15 protein-coding genes and 1 CRISPR repeat array are annotated in these 19,488 nt (G+C 45.4%); of the genes, 6 read left to right on the top strand and 9 right to left on the bottom strand.

The window, feature by feature from the left end; all coding sequences use genetic code 11:
• Positions 1-308 precede the first annotated feature (308 nt).
• Positions 309-1,298: a cytochrome f gene (gene petA, locus QZ938_RS18595; protein WP_293145172.1), complete on the bottom strand. Its 990-nt coding sequence runs from the start codon at positions 1,296-1,298 to the stop codon at positions 309-311.
• Positions 1,299-1,539: 241 nt separating this feature from the next.
• On the bottom strand, positions 1,540-2,082 hold the full coding sequence (gene petC / locus QZ938_RS18590; protein ID WP_293144703.1) for a cytochrome b6-f complex iron-sulfur subunit: 543 nt from the start codon (positions 2,080-2,082) through the stop codon (positions 1,540-1,542).
• A 206-nt stretch (positions 2,083-2,288) separates the two neighbouring features.
• Here petC and QZ938_RS18585 point away from each other — a divergent pair, with 206 nt between their 5' ends.
• Positions 2,289-2,606, top strand: coding sequence for a DUF3067 family protein (locus QZ938_RS18585; protein ID WP_293144705.1), 318 nt, complete (start codon positions 2,289-2,291; stop codon positions 2,604-2,606).
• Between the two features lie 200 nt (positions 2,607-2,806).
• Here the strand turns inward: QZ938_RS18585 and QZ938_RS18580 are convergent, their stop codons facing one another.
• On the bottom strand, positions 2,807-3,016 hold the full coding sequence (locus tag QZ938_RS18580; RefSeq protein ID WP_293144707.1) for a hypothetical protein: 210 nt from the start codon (positions 3,014-3,016) through the stop codon (positions 2,807-2,809).
• A gap of 46 nt (positions 3,017-3,062) precedes the next feature.
• Here QZ938_RS18580 and QZ938_RS18575 point away from each other — a divergent pair, with 46 nt between their 5' ends.
• The gene (locus tag QZ938_RS18575; protein ID WP_106149684.1) at positions 3,063-3,371 is read left to right on the top strand and encodes a carbon dioxide-concentrating mechanism protein CcmK; all 309 of its coding nucleotides are present in this window, start codon (positions 3,063-3,065) and stop codon (positions 3,369-3,371) included.
• A gap of 301 nt (positions 3,372-3,672) precedes the next feature.
• On the opposite strand, the gene pip is transcribed toward QZ938_RS18575, so the two are convergent.
• From pip to QZ938_RS18560, 3 genes are all read right to left on the bottom strand, one after another.
• On the bottom strand, positions 3,673-4,620 hold the full coding sequence (pip, locus tag QZ938_RS18570; RefSeq protein WP_293144709.1) for a prolyl aminopeptidase: 948 nt from the start codon (positions 4,618-4,620) through the stop codon (positions 3,673-3,675).
• A 292-nt stretch (positions 4,621-4,912) separates the two neighbouring features.
• Complete coding sequence (gene tatC / locus QZ938_RS18565) at positions 4,913-5,680, bottom strand: twin-arginine translocase subunit TatC (protein ID WP_293145175.1); 768 nt, start codon at positions 5,678-5,680, stop codon at positions 4,913-4,915.
• Between the two features lie 735 nt (positions 5,681-6,415).
• Positions 6,416-7,369, bottom strand: a complete 954-nt coding sequence (locus QZ938_RS18560; RefSeq protein ID WP_293352706.1) for an NAD(P)-dependent alcohol dehydrogenase — start codon at positions 7,367-7,369, stop codon at positions 6,416-6,418.
• A 283-nt stretch (positions 7,370-7,652) separates the two neighbouring features.
• Between QZ938_RS18560 and QZ938_RS18555 the strand changes: the two genes are divergently transcribed.
• The 4 genes from QZ938_RS18555 (at position 7,653) to QZ938_RS18540 (ending at position 13,618) form a co-directional block, all read left to right on the top strand.
• Positions 7,653-8,411 carry an SDR family NAD(P)-dependent oxidoreductase gene (locus QZ938_RS18555; RefSeq protein ID WP_293352704.1) on the top strand — a complete coding sequence of 253 codons (759 nt, stop codon included), beginning with the start codon at positions 7,653-7,655 and terminating at the stop codon, positions 8,409-8,411.
• Positions 8,412-8,602: 191 nt separating this feature from the next.
• Positions 8,603-9,700 (top strand): DJ-1/PfpI/YhbO family deglycase/protease, encoded by a 1,098-nt coding sequence (locus QZ938_RS18550; RefSeq protein ID WP_293352702.1) that lies wholly within the window; start codon positions 8,603-8,605, stop codon positions 9,698-9,700.
• Positions 9,701-10,015: 315 nt separating this feature from the next.
• Positions 10,016-11,410: an N-acetylmuramoyl-L-alanine amidase gene (locus QZ938_RS18545; protein WP_293352700.1), complete on the top strand. Its 1,395-nt coding sequence runs from the start codon at positions 10,016-10,018 to the stop codon at positions 11,408-11,410.
• A 192-nt stretch (positions 11,411-11,602) separates the two neighbouring features.
• Entirely contained in the window at positions 11,603-13,618 is a 2,016-nt protein-coding gene (locus QZ938_RS18540) for a family 10 glycosylhydrolase (RefSeq protein WP_293352698.1), read from the top strand.
• A gap of 224 nt (positions 13,619-13,842) precedes the next feature.
• On the opposite strand, the gene QZ938_RS18535 is transcribed toward QZ938_RS18540, so the two are convergent.
• The 3 genes from QZ938_RS18535 to QZ938_RS18525 all read right to left on the bottom strand — a co-directional run bounded on the left by QZ938_RS18535 (position 13,843) and on the right by QZ938_RS18525 (position 19,117).
• Complete coding sequence (locus tag QZ938_RS18535; protein WP_293352696.1) at positions 13,843-15,000, bottom strand: alpha/beta hydrolase; 1,158 nt, start codon at positions 14,998-15,000, stop codon at positions 13,843-13,845.
• Positions 15,001-15,014: 14 nt separating this feature from the next.
• Positions 15,015-16,217 (bottom strand): L-dopachrome tautomerase-related protein, encoded by a 1,203-nt coding sequence (locus QZ938_RS18530; protein WP_293352694.1) that lies wholly within the window; start codon positions 16,215-16,217, stop codon positions 15,015-15,017.
• A 541-nt stretch (positions 16,218-16,758) separates the two neighbouring features.
• A CRISPR array of direct repeats spans positions 16,759-18,412; the repeat unit is 36 nt; unit sequence GTCGCAATTCACTTTTCCCCGCAAGGGGATTGAAAC.
• Positions 18,413-18,520: 108 nt separating this feature from the next.
• Entirely contained in the window at positions 18,521-19,117 is a 597-nt protein-coding gene (locus QZ938_RS18525; protein WP_293352692.1) for a TetR/AcrR family transcriptional regulator, read from the bottom strand.
• Positions 19,118-19,488 lie beyond the last annotated feature (371 nt).

Raw genomic sequence — 19,488 nt, 5'->3', positions numbered from 1 at the left:
TTCTTATTTATCAAAGAATAAGGCGGGTATTCCCCGCCTTACTTACTTACTTAATAGTTGGGTACGCACAAAGCACCATTAGTCTCAACAATTGCCTAAAACCTTTTGTATCTCAGGTTTGTATCTAAGTCTCGATCCCCCTAAATCCCCCTTAAAAAGGGGGACTTTAAGAATACTCTTGTTCCCCCCTTCTTAAGGGGGGTTAGGGGGGATCTAGGCTTAATAGTAAGGCAGCAGTCTCGCACTACACAAGACGTATTTGTTGACACTAATAACTGAGCACTTTACCCAACTCATGAAAGTCCTGCTTAGAAATTCATTTCAGCAGCTTGAACTTTTTCGACCTGTTTCTTCTTCAGAACCAGCATGATTTGAGCTAGCATGGTTATAGCCACGAAAGCCATCAATCCTTTAACTCGTCCTGCACTTTGCAGCACAATTTCCACGTCTTTTTGACCGAAACCGCCTACATTAGGATTGTTCGTCAAAACTTCGCCGGATGCAACAGTTTGTCCTTCAGTAACAATCAGTTCTGGGCCTGCGGGAATTGTATCAACAACCGCTGCACCTTCTGCTGGTTGAATTGTCACTTCATAACCGCCATCTTCGGGTTGAGCAATTTTAGAAATAGTGCCAGCTACTGAGGCATTATAAACAGTATTGTTGCTCTTGGCGCCAGTAGGATAAACCTGACCGCGACCGCGGTTGCCGCCGACATAAATTAGATATTTGCCGTAGTGAACTGACTTGTCAGTTTCGGGATTTGGCGACAAAACTGGGAATACCAATTCTTTGTATTGTTCGCCTGGGAGCGGGCCCACTAAAACAACATTTTCTTGGGTTTCGCTGTAAGGTTGGAAGTAAAGATCGCCGACTTTTTCCTTCATTTCTTCGGGAATTCTGTCAGCGGGAGCAATCTTGAAACCTTCGGGTAACATGACAACTGCGCCTACATTCAAGCCGCCTTTGCTACCGTCGCCGGTAACTTGCTGCACGCTTTGATCGTAGGGAACTTTGACAATTGCTTCAAAAACTGTGTCGGGTAAAACAGATTGGGGGACTTCTACTTCAGTCGGTTTGGCACCGAGGTGGCAGTTAGCGCAAACAATCCGCCCTGTAGCTTCGCGGGGAGTAGCGGGTGCTGTTTGCTGGGCCCAGAAAGGGTAAGCGAATGCTGCTTGGGGAAGTGCGATGTCGCTACTGAGAAAAAATCCGGCGGCGGCGATCGCAATTAAGGCAGTTTTGGCGATCGTCCTGGCACTGCGGCGAAATATCGCAGATAAGTTAATTTGTGGCATCAGAGTATTCAATCTCAAAGGTTCAGACAATTTAGTCATTGGTCATTGGTCATTGGTTATTGGTTATTTGTTATTGGTTATTTGTTATTGGTTATTTGTTATTGGTTATTTGTTATTGGTTATTTGTTATTGGTTATTTGTTATTGGTTATTAGAAACTACTAACCACTAACTCCCAACTCCTAACTACTAACCACTAACCACTAACTATTAACCACTAACTACTAACTAATGACTAACAACTAAGACCACCAAGGTTCTTCGCCGGTGCGGAAATCTGTTTCTTTCCAAGGGGTAAAAGCCACCTTGTCATCTGCGACAGTGGCGTGGGCCAAGGCCAAAGACAAAGGTGCGGGGCCCCGTACCACTTTGCCCTCACTGTTGTATTGAGAACCGTGGCAAGGACACATAAACTTGTTTTCGCTAGCATTCCAAGGCACGACGCAACCCAAGTGAGTGCAGACTGCATTGATGCCGTATTCAGCGATAGTTAGGTCTTTTTCGACCACCAGATAAGTGGGGTCGCCTTTGAGGCCTTGGGCCAAAGTGCGATCGCCCGCAGGGTGCGAAGTCAAATATTCGCTAACGATGATGTCGTTACCCAAGGCATCTTTAGCGGTGACACCGCCACCAACAGCCCCACTCGACGGAGGAACAAAATATTGGACAACGGGATAAAGTGCGCCCAGTGCCACACCTGTGACTGTACCGAACGTCAGCAAATTCATAAATTGGCGACGCCCCATATCGGGAACATCGGGATTTCCAGCAGAAGTTTGAGCCATGACCTGCCTTTACGGTTTTAAGTTACGTTTGTTTGTGAGCCAACTTGTACGTGCAGACAACTCGGACTATCGGTGCTAATCTGCTCGCACAAATTTGAGGCAGCGAAAATTCCTTTTAAGAATGCGCCTTCCAGCCTTTATTAGAGTATTATTACATTTTTTGAACTTTGTCTTTTATTGTTTAACAGATTCACTCAGGAGCAACCATGACGGGCAAGGATTTACACCAGCTACTCCTACAAAAATGGGGAAAGTCTTACGATATCAGATTGCGGCGAACGCGAGGCAAGATTTTTGTGCAGGTGATGTGGAAATATTTGGAACAGGTGTCTTTTCCGATGACGGAGGCTGATTATTTCGAGCATTTGGACGCGGTGGCCAATTACCTCAACGGCTGGGGCAGCACCGAACAGGTGAGAGAATATATTGTCACTACTCGCGATCGCCCGCGCTTGGGCAAAGCTGTCAGCGTTCCCCTGGATTTGGGCGAAAGAGCCTCGGAGTGGTTGCTTGATGAGTTTTGAGCCATCAGTCATCAGTCCTTAGTCTTTAGTCCTCAGTCATATAAAATACGGTGACATCCGAATCATACCGGAGTGCGATCGGGAAAGCTGCAAAGGAAATCATAGCGATCGATCGCCCATCTCGTCGCTTGTAAAGTTTTGTGTCTGGGCGGGGCTGGATTTTTTAAGTTGAAAGTCCCAAAAATCGTCAGGCGAATTTGTCAGCCAGCGTGGGGGCGGTGAGGAACCGTCGCTGTGGCGCAGCTAATTTTCGCAGTTTTTTGATTCAAACTTATGATGTAGCGGGCTTTCCTGGGCGCCAGACAGCAGGATTGAAATGCCGCAGGAGGCTGTGGGGCTGTGAAAATTTGGGGCGGTGGGGTTTCTAGCTGACCAAAATCATCCGAACCAATTTCTGTCAACACTTTCACATACAATGAGTCTCAGATATCTTGTGAAACTTAGGAGAATGTTGTAATGGGTGTTGCAGTTGGAATGGTTGAAGTCTTAGGATTTCCCGCTGCCGTAGAAGTTGCAGACTCAATGGTGAAAGCAGCCCGAGTTACTTTAGTTCGCTATGAAAAAATAACCCGTGCTTACTGGACAATTATAGTTCGAGGAGATATCTCTGAAGTGCAAGCAGCCGTTGCTGCTGGAATTGAATCAGTTAAAAAGGTCGATGGCGGAAAGTTGCTATCGTATCACATAATTGCTCGTCCCCACGAGAATCTCGATTACATTTTGCCGATCGGCTATACGCCTGAAGTAGAACAGTTCCGAATGTAGACAAAGTTTTGACAAAACTTTGGTGTGGGATTTTAACTTTTACTAAAATATAGAGGCGCGGGCGATCGCACCTCTATATTTTTTATCAATCTTCAAATTGAGCGATCGTCTAATACTCACCAAAAAATCATTTTCACGCATAATATTGTTTCCGGTTCCATGGGAATGATTTAACCGCAGAGAACACAGAGCACACAGAGAGAGAAGGGGGAGTTGAATAATTCTGATGCTACCAGATTTGATATAAAATCTTTATAGGACTAATTAAAAATCAGCAATTCACCATTAGCAATTTGGATGACTACCAGTCTGCAAACTTATCTGTTGCCTCCATTAAACAGGTACGAATTCCCGGTTCGCTCATCGAATGTCCGGCATCGGCAACTACAATGAACTCAGCTTCAGGCCAAGCACGATGCAGTTCCCACGCCGAGATCATCGGGCAAACAACATCATATCTTCCCTGAACGATAACCGCCGGAATCTTGCGGATGCGATCGATATTTAAAAGCAATTTATCTTCCGGGTCTATAAATCCCTTGTTGATAAAATAATGGCACTCAATTCTGGCAAACGCCTCGGCAAAAGCATCAATTCCAAAGCTTTGCTTGACATCTAAATCGGGAAATAATCTACTCGTACTCCCTTCCCAAATTGACCAAGCACGAGCCGCTTCTAATCTAATGTGAGGATCTGGACTCGTCAAGCGCTGGTAATAAGCTGTTAGCAAATCGTCCCTTTCATTTATGGGGATAGGTTTAACATATTCTTCCCAAGCATCCGGGAAAATATAACTTGCTCCTTCTTGATAAAACCAGCGAATTTCTTTTTGTCTCAGCATAAAAATGCCGCGCAAGATTAAACCGTTACAACGGTCAGGATGCGTTTGACTGTAAGCTAAAGATAGAGTGCTTCCCCAGCTACCACCAAAAACAACCCATTGCTGAATATTTAAATATTCTCGAAGTTTCTCAATATCGTTGACTAAATCCCAAGTTGTATTTTCTTGCAATTCTGCATGAGGTTTACTTTGACCGCATCCGCGTTGGTCAAACATCACCAAACGCCATTTTTCCGGGTTAAAATATTGTCGGTAAAAAGGCGGACATCCACCTCCTGGGCCCCCGTGTAGCAATACAATAGGTTTTCCCTCTGGGTTGCCTGACTCCTCAAAATGAATTGTATGGATGTCAGAAACTTTGAGTTTTCCTTCGTTATAAGGTTGTCTGGGCGGGTAAAGTTCTCGCATTTTTTCAAGGATTGATAACTAGATCGTGTTTATTTTACATCCTGACGATCGCACTGGTAAATCAAGATAGGCGATCGATCGAAAGAAAGTTGTGGGACAGTCAAGATGCCTGTCCCAGTTATTTTTAGAATCTTGTCTATTGCTTGCTATTTCTAAGTCTCACCGAATAGCAAGAGTTTGAAGCCCTTACTCATCAAGGCAGATTGTGATAAGAACGGAGTTTAAATCTCGGTTCTTATCACTTCGCTGTCACCTGTCAACTGTCAACTGTCAACTGTCAACTGTCAACTGTTTAACGCCCCAAAAGCTTCACCAAACCGACGCCACCAAAGTAAAGAGCCAGCACCGCACCCCCCAAAAGACTTTGCGTCAAAGGGTCAGTAGAAGGCGTTAAAACAGCACCCAAAACCGCCGCACCCAAGACTACATAACGCCAGCCAGATAGCATTTTGCTAGAAGAAACTATTCCCAAAACGCCGAGCAATACTTGGACAATTGGGATTTGAAAAGCTAAACCCGTGCTGAACATTAACAACAGTACAAATTTAAAGTATTTGTCGATCGACCACAACTGCTCTACAACATCCGCCCCGTAGGTAACAAAGAAGTTCAGCGCCGCTGGAATCAAAGCGATGTAAGCAAATACCAGCCCGCCCAAGAAGAGGAAACTAGAACCCAAAAACACTGGCCCGAGCAACTTGCGTTCTTTGCGAGTCAAACCCGGTAGCACAAATAGCGCTATTTGGTAAAAAATAAACGGACTTGCAATCAGCAAACCGCTGTATCCCGCTACTTCGATAGAAACAAAGAAATACTCACCAGGAGCTAGTTGTAGAAATTTGACAGGCCCGGCGGGTACTTCTAGCAATTGTACGATGGGTTTAACAGTTAAAAAACAACCAACTACACCGACTGCTACTGCAATTAGCGAGTAGAAAAGTCGCTGTCGCAATTCTTCTAAATGATCGAACAAAGACATCTCAACTTCGTCGGGAAGTTCGTCTAGATATTCGTCTTCGAGGTTGCGGGAGCCCAGAAAACTGTCGGCGATTGGTGCAATGCTATTTTCCGGGTTAACTTCTTCAGCTTCTAAGTTGCTGACATCGGTGAAATCGTCGGCGACTGGTGCAATGCTATTTTCCGCGCTAACTTCTTCAGCTTCTAAGTTGCTGACATCCGTCGTAGAATCATCGGCGATTGATGCAATGCTATTTTCCGTTTCCGCGCTAACTTCTTCAGCTTCTAAGTTACTTACACTCGTAGAATCATCGACGATTGTTGAAATGCTATTTTCCGGGTTAACTTCTGCACCTTCTAGGTTACTCATACCCAGAGAATCTTCAGCGGCTGGTGCAATATTTTCCGGGCTAACTCCTGCACCTTCTAAGTTGTTGACAGCCATCAAATCATCGGCGACTGGTGCAATGCTATTTTCCGCGCTAACTTGTTCGAGGTTGTTGTCGGAATCTTGTTTGGATGTCTCCAAGTCTGAGGGCACAGTCATAGGGAATGGGGAATTGGTAATGGGGAATCTTTCAACAGTTGACAGTTGACAGTTGACAGTTTGAGAGCGACCTCTACCTAGAAGGAAGAGGATTGGAGTAATGAATAGTCCGAGCTTAATTTGTCCATCAAAGACTTGGGGATTTCAACCAATTCTTTGTGGTAATGGGGCAATTTTAGATTTGTTAATTGGTAATTGTAATTGGTAACTATTAACTGTCAACTCAGAGAGGGCGGGCACGGGGGCACCGCCCCTACCAATTGTCAACTGTCAACTGTCAACTGTCAACTGTCAACTGACTTCTTCAATGCCGATCGCAATTTTGCCGACAGCGCGGCCGGTTTCGCTATAACCGTGGGCGGCGGCTACTTCTGGTAAGCTGTAAGTGCGATCGACAATCGGCTCAACTTTATCGGATTCGATTAACTCCCGCAAAATCCCCAAGTCGGCTGGGTTGGGATTGGCTAGAATGAATTTAGCTTTTTTACCAGGAATAAACCAGCTCGTCAACATCGGTGCGAGGTTGTCGAAACTCGGCAAAGTCGAGATATAAACTCCCTCGGCTTGCAGCACGTTTTCGCATTCAGCAAATGTTTTTGTCGCCACAGCATCCAAAATTATATCATACTTTTCGCGCTGTTGAGTAAAATCAATTTCTGCATAATCGACAACAAAATCTGCTCCCAAACCCTTGACAAATTCTCTATTCTTGGCGCTGCAAACTCCCGTTACTTCCGCATTCATTGCTTTAGCAATTTGCACGCCAAACATCCCAACTCCGCCGGAAGCACCGTTAATCAATACTTTGTATCCTGCTTTAATTTCACCCAAATCTCTCAATGCTTGCAAAGCCGTTAAACCTGCGATGGGTACTGCTGCTGCTTCGACATGGGTGATGTTGTGAGGTTTAAAGGCGGCACTCGATTCTGGCACGACAGCGTATTCGGCACAAGCACCGCCAGCGATTGGATTTAAAAATGTATAAACTTCGTCTCCGGGTTGAAATCTAGTCACTTCCGAGCCGACTTCTACGACTACTCCCGAGATGTCGGAACCGACAATTCGAGGAAAGTTAAATCCTGTGAGTAGTTGCAGGTGTCCTTGCCGGATTTTCCAGTCTACGGGATTGACGCTGCTAGCACGAACTCTGACTAGCAATTCGTTTGTTTTGGCGATCGGCTTTTCTACTTCTCGGTACTGCAATACGTCAACGCTGCCGTGGCGATCGAATACAACTGCTTTCATGGCGATTTTTTAGGTTTATTTTTAAGAGAACATTTCATCCTGTACAATTATCGTATGGCAAATTCTATTCGCTTGTGAATCGGATTTATTTTTTTTTACCGCAGAGGGCGCAGAGGGCGCAGAGAAAGAGAAGAAAGAGAGAAAAATTATCGTTCTATTTTTAAGAGGACATTTAATCATGTACAATTATCATATAGCAAATTCTATTCGCTTGTGAATGGGATTTATTTTTTTTACCGCAGAGGGCGCAGAGGGCGCAGAGAAAGAGAAAAAAGAGAGAGAAATGATTGATTTAACTGGAAAGGTAATTTTAGTGACGGGCGGCTCGAAAGGGATTGGTGCAGTGACGGTGCGGACTCTTGTTAATGCTGGGGCTGAGGTGATTTTGCATTACTGTCGCAGTCAGCAAGCGGCGGAATCGGTAGCAGCAAGTGTGGCGGGCGATCGCTGTTTTTTATTAGCAGCAGATTTGATGTTACCAAATGCGGCCTCTCTTTTGTGGCAAGATGCTGTAAAGTGGCGCGGTCATATTGATATTATAGTTAATAATGCTGGGATTATGCAGTCAGCGGGTATTGAGGACGATTTCGATATTTGGTCGTCGGCTTGGCAGCAAACTCTACAAGTTAATTTAGTTGCGGTTGCCGATTTGTGCCGGGAAGCAATTCTGCATTTTAAAACTCGCAATGGTGGTACGATTATTAATATAGCAAGTCGCGCTGCTTTTCGCGGCGATGACCCGAATTATCTGCACTACGCTGCATCAAAAGGTGCGATCGTTTCTTTGACTCGCAGTATTGCTAGAGGATTCGCTGCTGATAATATTTTGGCTTTTACTGTGGCGCCGGGATTTGTGAGTACGGAAATGTCGGATAAGTTTATTCGGGAGTGCGGTGAAGCACAAATTGTGCGCGATATCCCGATCGGCAAAATCGCCCCTCCTCAAGATGTTGCCAACGTAATCGCCTTTCTAGCATCGGGTTTGGCTGCCCACGCTACCGGAACCACGATCGACATTAACGGAGCCTCTTACGTGCATTAACAGTTGTAGGGGCGGTGCCCCCGTGCCCGCCCTCTTCGTTGACAGTTGATAATGTTGCTCTACTATAAAATAGCTCTAAAGACTCACCTTAACAGCTTTTAAGAATAACTAATTTATCACTTTAGCCAGATGCTCAAAAAACGAGAGGTGATTTATGTTTAGATAAAAAGATAGCTTAAGGGAAACTGATTATGACAGCAGATAACGGAGCCAAAAGCAAACGAGTTGCCATACTAATCGAAAATGGAGTTGAAGATTCAGAATTTCTGGTTCCTTACAACGCCTTAAAACAAGCAGGATTTGACGTAGTTGTCCTCGGTTCGCGGACAAACGAAAAGTATGCAGGAAAAAATGGTAAAGTCGCCCAGCAAGCTGACGGAACTACCACTGAATCATTAGCAGAAGAATTCGATGCAGTCGTAATTCCCGGCGGTATGGCTCCCGATACTATGCGGACAAATCCCAATACAGTGCGGTTTGTCAAAGAAGCGATGGAACAAGGAAAAATAGTCGCTGCTGTTTGTCACGGCCCGCAACTTTTGATTGAAGCCGACGCGCTCAAAGGCAAAAATGCGACTGGTTTCTTGGCAATTAAAACAGACATGATTAATGCCGGAGCTAACTACATCAACGAACCTTTAGTAGTTGACGGTAACTTGATTACTTCCCGCCAACCGGGAGATTTAGGAATATTTACTACCGCTATTCTAGCGCGCCTCGGTTACGGCGGTAAAGCAGTCGGCTTACCCGAAGAAACTGACACGAATGCAGAATGGTGGAAACTAGCTAATGGTTGGGGCGGCTCGACACAAGCGGACATTGTGAAAGGTTTGAATACCGCCCTCGCAGGGGAACGCTATGCTTGCGAAGCGTTTCAGAATTATGCGGAAAAAACCGGAGATGCCGATTTGCGATCGCTCCTGGCGGACACGATTCAAAATAAACAGAAACACATCCTCGCTCTCGAAAACCGCCTCAACGATTTCGGCGAAAAACCGTCAATTCCCGCCCAAATTGCTGACAAATACGCTAAATTAAAAGCCTCAATGCAAGGAACCGATGAAACCTTCTTGCTGCGGAGCACTCTCGGCGATTTGCAAACAGGTGTTGTCGATATCAACAACCTGCGAGCGAAGTTCACCGATCCGGTATCAACTGCCATTTTTACAGAGATAGAAGCAGATTTGTCCAAGTGCGAGCAAGTCGTGGCTAAACTCTTCCGCGCCCGCGCAGCTTCCCAAGAAATTAAAGCGCCAAAACCTTCGACTAGCCCCGCTGTCAAGATTTAAACAGTTGACAGTTGACAGTTGACAGTTGACAGTTGACTGTTTGAGAGCTACCTCTACCCTTAAGTCAGAGGATTGGAGTAACGAATAGTCCGATCGTAATTTCTCCCTTAAAGACTTGGGGCTTTCAACCAATTCTTTCTGGTAACCTGCACCCGGATTAACAAGTTTGTAGTTGCGCCCAGGGGTGAAAACCCCCACCTAGGGCGCAACTACAAATTTGCTATGCAATTATAAAATCTACGCCTTTGCGGTAAAATAAAGCCCAAGCTGAAAAAGCAGAAGTTCAAATAATTGCAGGGTTGAGGATTTTATTTAATGGGTGCTATTTTTGTTTCAGCCGGACACGGCGGGTTTGAAGGCGGCGTGCGCGATTCTGGGGCGATCGCATTTGGTACAACCGAAGCACAGGAAATGATCCTAACTCGGGATTTAGTAGTAGCCGAATTGCAGAAGCGAGGCATCACAACTTTCTCTGTGCCCGACACTCTAAGTTTAGTAGAAACTATCGCTTGGATAAACAACCGCTGCCAGCCGGGAGATGTAGCATTAGAAATGCACGCTGATGCTTTTTCTAATCCTCAAGTTCGGGGTGCTAGCGCATTTTATATTGGTAGCAACCCCACCAGAAAAGCTGATGCGGATTTGCTGTTAAATGGCTATTTACGTCGGTGTCCAGAAGTACCGAATCGCGGTGCTAAACCAGATACTGAAGCAGGTGTTGGCAGCCTTGGATTTTGCCGCCGCATCAACATTCCTTCGATTTTAATTGAACTCGGTTTTATAACCAGCCCTGACGATTTGAAGGTATTTCAAAATCGCCGCCGTGATGTCGCCCTCGGACTCGCTGACGGACTTGAAGCTTGGTTAAACAATACTCCTTTAAAACCCTTACCGACACCGACACCGACACCGACACCGACACCGACACCGACACCGACACCAAAACCTACAGTTTATCCTTTAATTAATATCCAAATCAACGGTGCGCCCCACGAAGACAAAGGCATTTTGGTCAATGGAAATGCTTTTGTTCCTTCCGAAGTTCTAGACGCTCTCAATGTTAAACCAGAGGCAGCCGATCGCCGAATCACGTACAATGGAGTAGTATTCGTGCGGGCTGTCGATTTGCGCGATAACGACATTTCCGTCACTTGGGATCAGGCAACCACATCAGTCTCCCTGCGATCGCGCCGGGATATCCTCTCCGGCGTAGGAAAAATCATGGGACGCGGTTTAACTACCGCCCAACAAATCACAGTATTTCTCACCAAAACAAACAGCAAAGCCCTGGTAATATTTCCCAACCTACCTCAAATTTACGTTCAAGAAGCAGCCGCAGAAGGCGTCAACCACGACGTAGCTTTTTGCCAAATGTGTTTAGAAACAAACTATCTCAACTTTGGCGGTGCAGTCAAACCAGAACAATTCAACTTTGCCGACATGGGAATTGTCAGCCCCACAAATTCCGGCATTTCCTTTCCCGATGCCAGAACAGGAATTAGAGCGCAAATTCAGCACTTAAAAGCTTACGCCAGTAACGAACCAATCAACCAACCTTTAGTTAAAGAAAACGTGCGTTTTCGTTTTGTCAAGCGCGGCGTAGCCCCCACCGTCAACGAACTTGCAGGCCGATGGAATTCCGATCCTTTATACGGACAAAAAATCATCAATATCATCCGGCTGCTGTACGAAAATGCCAGTTTGCTGTAGTCAGTTGACAGTTGACAGTTGACAGTTGACAGTTGCTATAGCAATTATAGTTGTATTAGTTATTAGTTATTAGTTATTTGTGACTTGCTACTAATAACTAATAACTAATAACTAATAACCGCTCCCCAATGCCCCATTCCCAATGCCCAATGCCCCATTCCCAATTCCCAATTCCCGATTATAAATACAACTATGGTTTCCAGCACTAATCGCTTTTCTGACATTCAAAATCATTGGGCAAAAATATTCATTGACGGCTTAGTAGAAAGAGCCGTAATCAGCGGTTTTCCCGATCGCACTTTTCGCCCCAACAGCAACCTCACCCGCGCCCAATTCGCCTCCATAGTCAGCAAAGCCTTTCCCGTACCCGACAAACGGCCCTACATACCCTTTATCGACGTTCCCGCCACCCACTGGGCCGCCACAGCCATTCAAGCAGCATATAAAAGAGGATTTATCTCCGGCTATCCCGACAACCTGTTTAAACCCGAAAGCCTGATTACCAGGGCCGAGGCATTAGTTGCCTTAGTCAGCGGCATATTTGGGTCAAACGCTGCACCGACAACCAATCTGGTTCTATCAAACATCTACCAAGACAGTACAGAAATTCCTAATTATGCCAAAAAGGCGATCGTCATAGCCACCCAATCCGAAATAGTCGTCAACGCCCCCAATTTAAACCTATTAAATCCCGCCGGAAACGCCACCAGAGCCGATGTAGTCGCCTGGGTTTATCAAGCATTAGTATATCTCAAAAGAGCACCACAAATATACAATCAATATATTATAGTTCTCAGCAAAGTTCCCAGACCCCAAGTTTACGTAAACCACCAGCGAGAATTTCGCGGAGTTTGGATAACATCCGTGTGGAATATTGACTGGCCGTTCAGCAACAAACTCTCCACAGAACAGCAAAAAGCCGAACTCCTGAAAATCCTGGACAGGCTGCAAGAAATGAATTTCAATGCAATTATCCTCCAAATTAGAGCTGCGGGCGACGCCCTTTACGCCTCAGAATTAGAACCTTGGAGTGCGTGGCTGACAGGAACCCAAGGAAAGCCACCGCAACCTTACTATGACCCTTTAACATTTGCCGTTACAGAAAGCCACAAACGCAACATCGAAGTTCACGCTTGGTTCAATCCGTACCGCGCCAAAGTTTCCAGCCAAACCCCTCCCAACGTCCGCCCGCACATCTCAGTTACCAATCCCGAATGCGTTTATCCGTGGGGCGACGACTTGTGGATGGATCCGGGAATTGATTTAGTTTTAGACAAGACTTACAACGTAATTTTAGACGTAGTTAAGCGCTACGATATAGACGGCGTTCACTTCGACGATTATTTCTATCCCTATCCCATTGACGGCAAAGAATTTCCCGACAGCAAGATTTACAATAGTTATATTTCCAGAGGCGGCAAAATGAGTTTAGGAGACTGGCGTCGCGAAAATGTCAACAAATTAGTTAGAAGACTCGGACAAGGAATTAAAACAGTCAAACCCAACGTAAAATTTGGCATCAGTCCCTTCGGCATTTATCGGCCCGGACAACCACCGCAAAGTCGCGGTTTAGACGCCTACGAAACACTCTATGCCGATGCCAAAAAATGGTTAGAATCAGGTTGGGTAGATTATCTCAATCCTCAACTTTACTGGCGCATCGATCAAACAGCTCAAAGCTATCCAATGTTGCTGGAATGGTGGTTACAAAACAACCCCCTAAACCGACATATTTACGTAGGAAATAACCTCGGGAAGCTCGACGGCAATAAGTGGACGGTGCAGGAAATCAACAATCAAATTGAGATTACACGCAACTCTAGAGACAGCTTAGCTTTAGGCAACGTTTTCTTCAGCATGAAAGCATTTAGTGAAAACCGCCAGCAAATCTACGATAATTTCAAATCGACAACATACACGCAACCCGCACTCGTTCCCACTATGCCTTGGCAAAATGGAAAGCCGCCGGCCCCTCCAGTATCAGTGGTAGTACAAAAAGCGGGAAATAACAATGTTTTGCAGTGGAAAAATTCGGCCGATAAAAACATCCGTTCTTGGACGCTTTATCAAAAGAATGGCAATAGCTGGAAGCTAATCAAAATTATCAATGCAGACACCGTACAAGTAACGGTAGGAACTGGAATTTATGCTTTGTGTGCGGTAAGCATAATGGCCGTAGAAAGTGTTGGAGTTTTTATCGAAATCTGAGGATAAAAAATAAGATATTAGGAGATTGTAAAATGCAAAATCTGCAACTTCCCGAACAAAGACGAAAATTATCTACAGTGTATTCCATGTATATGTGGTGCATACGATCGCGGGCAATATCTCGTGTAAGGTGCGTCGCCACCTGTAAATCTGCAAGTTTTATCTAAGGTATAGGAAGCGACGCACCCTACAAATTGTATTTCATGAACCTGGAATATGCTGTATTACTTTGACAAAAACCGCAGCAACTCCTGATTAAATTGGTCTGGCGCTTCATGGTGAGGCATATGACCAATGCCTGAAAGCTCTACTAAAGTGCTGCGAGAAATCGCTTTTGCTGCAAAGCGACCAAGTTCAGAAAAATTTCCCATTGTAGCAGCCACATCCGGGCTAACGTAGGCGCGCCCTAATGCAATTCTGTCTTCCAAACCAATAATCAATAGTGTCGGTTGAGTCAGCGCAGACAACTCGTAGCGAATCGGTTCTCGGTAAATCATCTGCCAAGTTCGCGCCATTACCCGCGTCCAACGGCTGTATTCGGCACTTTGACTGAGGCGAATGCGAGTTTCAACAAAGGGCAAATCGCGTTCAGGAACCCAGGTTTTGACAAAGTTTCGGAGAAATCGCTCGATCGCCCCTGGATCGCTCAAAGACTCATCTTGCTGCAATTGTTCGATCGTTTGAGGCGGCACTTTCAAGCGATAATCTTCCAATCCAACGGGTGTTTCCAATACCACTCGCTGAATGCGGTTTGGATAAAGCCGCGCTAACCGCACCGCCAACATTCCACCCATCGAGTGCCCCAAAACATCGACAGTTTGAATATTCAGCGCATCCAGAAGCTGCACGGTATTCATGGCCAGCATATCGAAGCTGTAATCAACATCCGGCTTGCTAGATTTGCCAAATCCAACTTGATCGGGGACGATCGCGCGATAACCTGCGGTAGTAAGTGCTTGAATCGTCGGTTGCCAATAGTTACCGGAAAAGTTCCGCCCGTGAAGCAACAAAACCGTTCGTCCGTTAGCGCGATTGTTAGGCTGGATATCCATGTATCCCATGCGGACAGGCTGCCCTTCGATTGTTAAATTCAAAAACTGAACCGGATGAGGATAGGGCAATCCTTCGAGGGCAATTCCGAGGGGATTGTTGGCGGAAACAGTGGGCGATCGGGCGATCGCCGGAGACGGTTGAATTGCCCAGAAAGCCGTACCGAACGAACCGATACAGACCAAGATACCCAGAAATAAGCCAGCGAAAAACAGCGATTTGTTTCGTGATATTTTTTGTTTTACGGTCAGCATACTGCTTGCCTTTTGTTGCAATTTACCGTCTCGACATCGGAGCAATTCGTTGGTTGTGTTCCAGATTTCTCTCATCATCAAACAGCTATTTTCTATCGTCCGGGCTGCCCTTTCGTACCTGTCCAAACGCGGAAGATTTGATAAGGCGGCGTTCCTGCATCGGTGGGTTTACCCGTAAAAATCGAAGCGCGATGGAGTTGATTGATGTTGATGTAGAGCCAAGAATCTGCACCAAAGCGTACATTGTCCGCAAAGAGAAAGCGTTTATCTTGCACGAGGCGTGTTAATTTGCCGTCTTTGCTGAGAACATCGATCGCATCTTCTGGCAAATTCGTGATGAAATGATTGCCCTCTGCATCGGTGCTGATGCCATCGGAAATCGGCTTATTTCCGACTAATTTAACCGATCGAGCCAGTTGCTGGGATGAGGCTTGTTCCCGGAGTAACTTAGCTGGGACGCTGTACCATTTAGTACCCGTCATTGCGCCATAAAATACGGTTTCGCGATCGGCAGAAAGAGTAATCGGATTCACTGCAATCCGTGCCGGATTCTGCGATCCATCGGGACGGCGGAAGGACAGTTTTTTGCCTTCCACAACCATGTCAATATTCTCAGCCTGAAGGGACGGATGTCCCTCCCAGCGCCAAGTGCGGCGATTTTTCGTGTCAACGACTAAAATGCCTGCTCGATCGCCACTGTCGGCAATATAGACAAAGCCTCGCTCTGTATCCACAGCCAGATCCTGCAAAATTTGACCATTCGGAGCCGCCGATGAGTCAAGATCCAGGCGGAAGGCGAGTTTACCCGTGTTGATGTCAAAAGCCACCAGCTTCGGCTGTGCTGCGGGCTGGTTGTTGGGCATCCAATTGCCGTGATCGATGACCCAGAGGCGGTCTTGATTGTCGATCGCCACTCCGTGCGCTGTATTCAACACATCCTTACCGCTACCTGGCGCAGCATTCCAAGCCGCATCGGGAAAAGGTTTCCATTTGTTCTCCCCAGGAAAGATTTCAATTAATTGAGCAGTCCCGCGGCGCATTCCGTGGACGCTGGCAAAGATGCGTCCCGTGCGAGACACCGTAATATTGCCTGGAGTAATGTTCAGATTCGCCACGAGTTCCAGTTGACCAACTTTGGGTGCAGTGGCAGAGTCGCGAGTATCTGCTATTTGAGTAGCCTGAGTTTGGGATGTGTCGGCTGGTGGCACAGGATTGGTGGTGGCGGAAGTACAGGCGATCGCAGTCAGAGTAAGCGCGAACAACGCGATCGGCATTAACTTTGATGTCCGTTTCATTGTGAGATGCTCCAATCTACCGAAAAACTGTGGGTGGATTCAGGTTTGAGACGAGTCGCCAAAGGCTTGTCCTAACCTGCTTACATTTAAATTAGACCAGTCTATTCTAATTGTCAATACTTGGGACTCTGACCCACCGGTGACTCAGCCCTCGACTTCGATCGTTCTTTGAAAGTATTTTTTTTGACACTTGACAGCCAGAGAAATGTAGGTTATTATGCCTTCATTGCTAGATTCCAGTAGTAAATCCACACACACTAAAATAAACTTGTCGTGTTAGTTACTACCCAAATCAACAGCACCAGTACCTAGAAAATTAAATACTTTAAAGTAGTGTTTTAGCAGTTCAATCATTTAGCCATGCGACCGCCTCGCTAAATGGCTGAAACACCTATTCTCTCGTCGAGGCGGTCGCTTACTTATCCAGTAAGGGTTTCAGCGATTTTTGACAGTTGATTTTCGGCTCTAAGTGAGCTCAGCATAAGAGGCGGTCGCAAACGGCTTTTAGAACCTTTACTGGGCATGGCTTCCACAACGAGGGGTCGCAATTCACTTTTCCCCGCAAGGGGATTGAAACTACTCACAATCGGTATTTGATGACCACTTTCGTGTCGCAATTCACTTTTCCCCGCAAGGGGATTGAAACTACTAAAAGGATGATTAGTTGATAAACTTTCATGAGTCGCAATTCACTTTTCCCCGCAAGGGGATTGAAACTTAACTTTTGTACCCTCACAATTATCTTGTACTAAAAGTCGCAATTCACTTTTCCCCGCAAGGGGATTGAAACCTCCCTTGAAGAAGTAGAAAAAAAGGAATATTTGCGTCGCAATTCACTTTTCCCCGCAAGGGGATTGAAACTTTAAGGGAAACATTGCAAAACCATGCCTCTAGAGTCGCAATTCACTTTTCCCCGCAAGGGGATTGAAACTTATATACCCTCTTGTTAACCCGGCGTTCGGTAGTAAGTCGCAATTCACTTTTCCCCGCAAGGGGATTGAAACGCAAAGATCGTATGAAATGTTTAGTATATTGATACTGTGTCGCAATTCACTTTTCCCCGCAAGGGGATTGAAACCTTATCGTGGGCGATATAGCCTTTCAGTCTTTCGATTTCATGTCGCAATTCACTTTTCCCCGCAAGGGGATTGAAACTTGAAATGTAAACTTGTTCAGCATCTTCGTCGTATACGGAGTCGCAATTCACTTTTCCCCGCAAGGGGATTGAAACCTGTTGGCTTATATAGTAACCAGAGTTGCTACACTTTAAGAGTCGCAATTCACTTTTCCCCGCAAGGGGATTGAAACTAGAAAACAATACATCTAAAGAGTAATTAATTGTCTCTTGCGGTCGCAATTCACTTTTCCCCGCAAGGGGATTGAAACCCAACAGTCAGGTTATATTCCACATCTAAATTTCTGGTCGCAATTCACTTTTCCCCGCAAGGGGATTGAAACACCAAATACAGACCACTGAGATTCTTTTTCTGCTCTTACCGCATTGATTATTGAGTCGCAATTCACTTTTCCCCGCAAGGGGATTGAAACATTAGATCTTTGATTTGGTCTAAAATTATTTATTGTCGCAATTCACTTTTCCCCGCAAGGGGATTGAAACCTAATTAATCAACTATGGAATCGCTGCAGGAGTCGGGTCGCAATTCACTTTTCCCCGCAAGGGGATTGAAACTCTACAGCAATTGCTTTACTCATATCTTACCTCTATTTGAGTCGCAATTCACTTTTCCCCGCAAGGGGATTGAAACTCTACGATCGCCATTCCTAACGTCTAATACGCCGTGTCGCAATTCACTTTTCCCCGCAAGGGGATTGAAACTGATATTTTTGGGCCCAGCCATCCTTGTATATTGTCGCAATTCACTTTTCCCCGCAAGGGGATTGAAACTTGATATAGTTTAATTGGTTGAGTAACATCTCAAGTCGCAATTCACTTTTCCCCGCAAGGGGATTGAAACCTCGGTAGACTTTAAGCAGTGGGAACTCTTGATTAGCGTCGCAATTCACTTTTCCCCGCAAGGGGATTGAAACTTAATTCATCAAAGTTGTCATGAATTCTTTTTAAGTCGCAATTCACTTTTCCCCGCAAGGGGATTGAAACTTTCCCAAATATCTTGTGTATCAAATTCACCCTTGATATCGTCGCAATTCACTTTTCCCCGCAAGGGGATTGAAACTCCCGACAGGGAGCGGGTGTACTTCATAAATGTGGAATCTACTTTATGTTCCAAAACTTGCGGACAAGTTAAATTGAGACAAATCCAACTCGTCCGCCACTTTTTAAGCTACTTTAAAATCATCCCAAACATAAACTGAATGTAGTTCTTCAAAGGAGCATCACTTTTGCTCACTTTCATTTGCAACAAAGCACCTTCCCAACTATTTAAACAAAACTCTGCTAAGTCTTGAGCCTTTTGCTTTTTGGAGATTTCACCCGCAGTTTGGGCAGCTTCAATGCACTCAGCAAACTGATCTCGCCAACGATCCGTAGCTTCTTGCAACCGCAGGCGAAAGCGATCGTTTTGGTCAGCCATTTCTTGGCTAAGATTGCCAAACAAACAGCCTTCCCGGTATTGCAGAGTTTCAAATTCCTCTAACTTAAAAGTAAAGTAACGCTTCAGCCGATTCAGAGGAGTGAGACTGGTATCGCCTAAATACTGTTCGACAATGCGATCGTGCATTTGGGAATCGTACTCGATAATCGCCAAACCGAATTCTTCTTTGCTACTGAAGAAGTGATAGAAAGAACCTTTCGGAACCCCTACCGCTTGCAAAACTTCCTGAATTCCGGCGTGGTTGTATCCTTTTTCCACAATAATTCGTCGCCCTGCTTTAATCAGAGCAAGTTTCGTATCTTCTTTGATTGCAACTTTTCCAGCCATTAACAATATTAGTAAACCAGTCGTCTTAATCAGCTCTCTGAGATTAGCCTAATCTCTGTCATTTTGTCAAGAAGCAAAAGCTTTAGTGCTGGTACAAAAAACACAATAATTCCGGTATCTAAGATAGTGAGCCAATTTTCCCGACAAATCCCCTAAAGTTTCCCAAATAATTTACGGCAATCCTGACAACAGATAAACAGTTGACTAATATTATCATGTCCGAGCGAATGACCACAATAAGATTCGTTTGTAGTGAGGACTTTAGTCCTTCGATTATAAGGACTAAAGTCCTCACTACGAACCTTTTTTATGATGGTAATCGATCGAACATGATATAACTAATGACTAATGACTGATGATTGATCACTAAT

Origin of the sequence: Microcoleus sp. CAWBG27 (genome assembly GCF_020883145.1) — a bacterium.
Taxonomy (GTDB): domain Bacteria; phylum Cyanobacteriota; class Cyanobacteriia; order Cyanobacteriales; family Microcoleaceae; genus Microcoleus.
The sequence above is the reverse complement of the archived record's forward strand: the minus strand, read 5'-3'. Positions and strand labels throughout refer to the sequence as shown.